Below are 2,500 nucleotides of genomic sequence, written 5' to 3'. Positions count from 1 at the left end.
GAGCAAGCTTAAGCCGTTAGGTGTAGGCGTAGCGAAAGCGAGTCTGAATAGGGCGACAGAGTTCGATGAATTAGACCCGAAACCCGGTGATCTAGGCATGACCAGGCTGAAGGTGCGGTAACACGCACTGGAGGGCCGAACCGTTGAATGTTGAAAAATTCTCGGATGAGTTGTGTTTAGGGGTGAAAGGCCAATCAAACCGGGAAATAGCTGGTTCTCCGCGAAATCTATTGAGGTAGAGCGTCGGACGTATACCGTTGGGGGTAGAGCACTGGATGGATGCGGGGGTCGCGAGATCTACCAACTCTAACCAAACTCCGAATACCAACGAGATTTATCCGGCAGACAGACGGCGGGTGCTAAGGTCCGTCGTCAAAAGGGAAACAGCCCTAACCTACAGCTAAGGTCCCCAAGTCGTGTCTAAGTGGGAAAGCATGTGGGAATCCCAAAACAACCAGGATGTTGGCTTAGAAGCAGCCATCATTTAAAGAAAGCGTAACAGCTCACTGGTCTAATCAAGGGTTCCTGCGGCGAAGATGTAACGGGGCTCAAGACACGCACCGAAGCTTAGGGTTGGAACATTTGTTCCAGCGGTAGCGGAGCGTTCCGTAGGCCTGAGAAGCGGGAGGGTAACCGACCGTGGAGGTATCGGAAGTGCGAATGCTGACATGAGTAGCGACAAAGAGGGTGAGATGCCCTCTCGCCGAAAGACCAAGGGTTCCTGCTTAAAGCTAATCTGAGCAGGGTGAGCCGGCCCCTAAGACGAGCCCGAAGGGGGTAGTCGATGGGAACCACGTTAATATTCGTGGGCCTGGAGATGAGTGACGGATCATGGTTATTGTCAGGCCTTATTGGATTGGTCTGGCCTTGAAGTGGTTCCAGGAAATAGCCTCTCCATATAGACCGTACCCGAAACCGACACAGGTGGTCAGGTAGAGTATACCAAGGCGCTTGAGAGAAGTATCCTGAAGGAACTCGGCAAATTGCCTCCGTACCTTCGGAAGAAGGAGGCCCTGTCTATGCGCAAGCACTGGCAGGGGGCACAGGCCAGGGGGTAGCGACTGTTTAGCAAAAACACAGGACTCTGCTAAGTCGGCTTCAAGACGACGTATAGGGTCTGACGCCTGCCCGGTGCCGGAAGGTTAAGAGGAGGAGTGCAAGCTCCGAATTGAAGCCCCGGTAAACGGCGGCCGTAACTATAACGGTCCTAAGGTAGCGAAATTCCTTGTCGGGTAAGTTCCGACCTGCACGAATGGCGTAACGACTTCCCCACTGTCTCCAGGATATGCTCAGCGAAATTGAATTCTCCGTGAAGATGCGGAGTACCCGCGGTTAGACGGAAAGACCCCGTGCACCTTTACTGCAGCTTCAGAGTGGCATTAGGAAAGAATTGTGTAGCATAGGTGGGAGGCTTTGAAGCATTGGCGCCAGCTGATGTGGAGCCATAGGTGAAATACCACCCTGTTGTTTTCTGATGTCTAACCCAGGACCGTTAGCCGGTTCGGGGACCCTCTGTGGCGGGTAGTTTGACTGGGGCGGTCGCCTCCTAAAGAGTAACGGAGGCGCGCGATGGTAGGCTCAGGACGGTTGGAAACCGTCTGTTAGAGTGCAATGGCATAAGCCTGCCTGACTGCGAGACTGACGAGTCGAGCAGAGACGAAAGTCGGTCATAGTGATCCGGTGGTCCCTCGTGGAAGGGCCATCGCTCAACGGATAAAAGGTACGCCGGGGATAACAGGCTGATGATTCCCAAGAGCTCATATCGACGGAATCGTTTGGCACCTCGATGTCGGCTCATCACATCCTGGGGCTGGAGCAGGTCCCAAGGGTTTGGCTGTTCGCCAATTAAAGTGGTACGTGAGCTGGGTTCAGAACGTCGCGAGACAGTTTGGTCCCTATCTGCCGTGGGCGTCGATACTTGAGAGGAGTTGCCCCTAGTACGAGAGGACCGGGGTGAACATGCCTCTGGTGTACCTGTCGTTCCGCCAGGAGCGCAGCAGGGTAGCTATGCATGGACGGGATAACCGCTGAAAGCATCTAAGCGGGAAGCCTCCCTCAAGATAAGGTATCATAGAGTCGTGGTAGACCACCACGTTGATAGGCCGGGTGTGGAAGTGCGGTAACGCATGAAGCTAACCGGTCCTAATAACTCTATTCATGCTTGAAGAATCCCACCATCAATATCAGCTCTGCGCTGGGCTCTTGTGAAACAGGCATGTGAAAACATGAAATGTGGAAACAAGGTCGTCCGTCAGAGGTGATGATGAAGGCGGTAATCAAGCCAGACATCATCTGCATCGATTAAAAACCCTCTATAAGAGCGTCACGCCGGCTCCATTGCTTGGTGACCATAGCGTCTGTGCCCCACCCGATCCCATCTCGAACTCGGCCGTGAAACCAGTCCGCGCCAATGGTACTAACGCTCAAGCGTTGGAAGAGTAGGTCGTCGCCAGGCATTGTAGCCGACGCGGCGTTCTTGTAGAGGGTTAACCCATTCACA

2 rRNA genes (1 of these 2 cut by a window edge) are annotated in these 2,500 nt (G+C 53.8%); both read left to right on the top strand.

The features are described 5' to 3' along the window. A 23S ribosomal RNA gene (locus AQZ50_RS01985) occupies positions 1-2,166 on the top strand (it extends 640 nt beyond the left edge of the window). A 174-nt stretch (positions 2,167-2,340) separates the two neighbouring features. Then, a 5S ribosomal RNA gene (gene rrf, locus AQZ50_RS01980) occupies positions 2,341-2,455 on the top strand. Positions 2,456-2,500 lie beyond the last annotated feature (45 nt).

The organism is Novosphingobium sp. Fuku2-ISO-50 (assembly GCF_001519055.1).
Classification (GTDB): Bacteria; Pseudomonadota; Alphaproteobacteria; order Sphingomonadales; family Sphingomonadaceae; genus Novosphingobium.
Note: the sequence above shows the minus strand (reverse complement) of the source record. Positions and strands in the feature narration are given on the sequence as shown.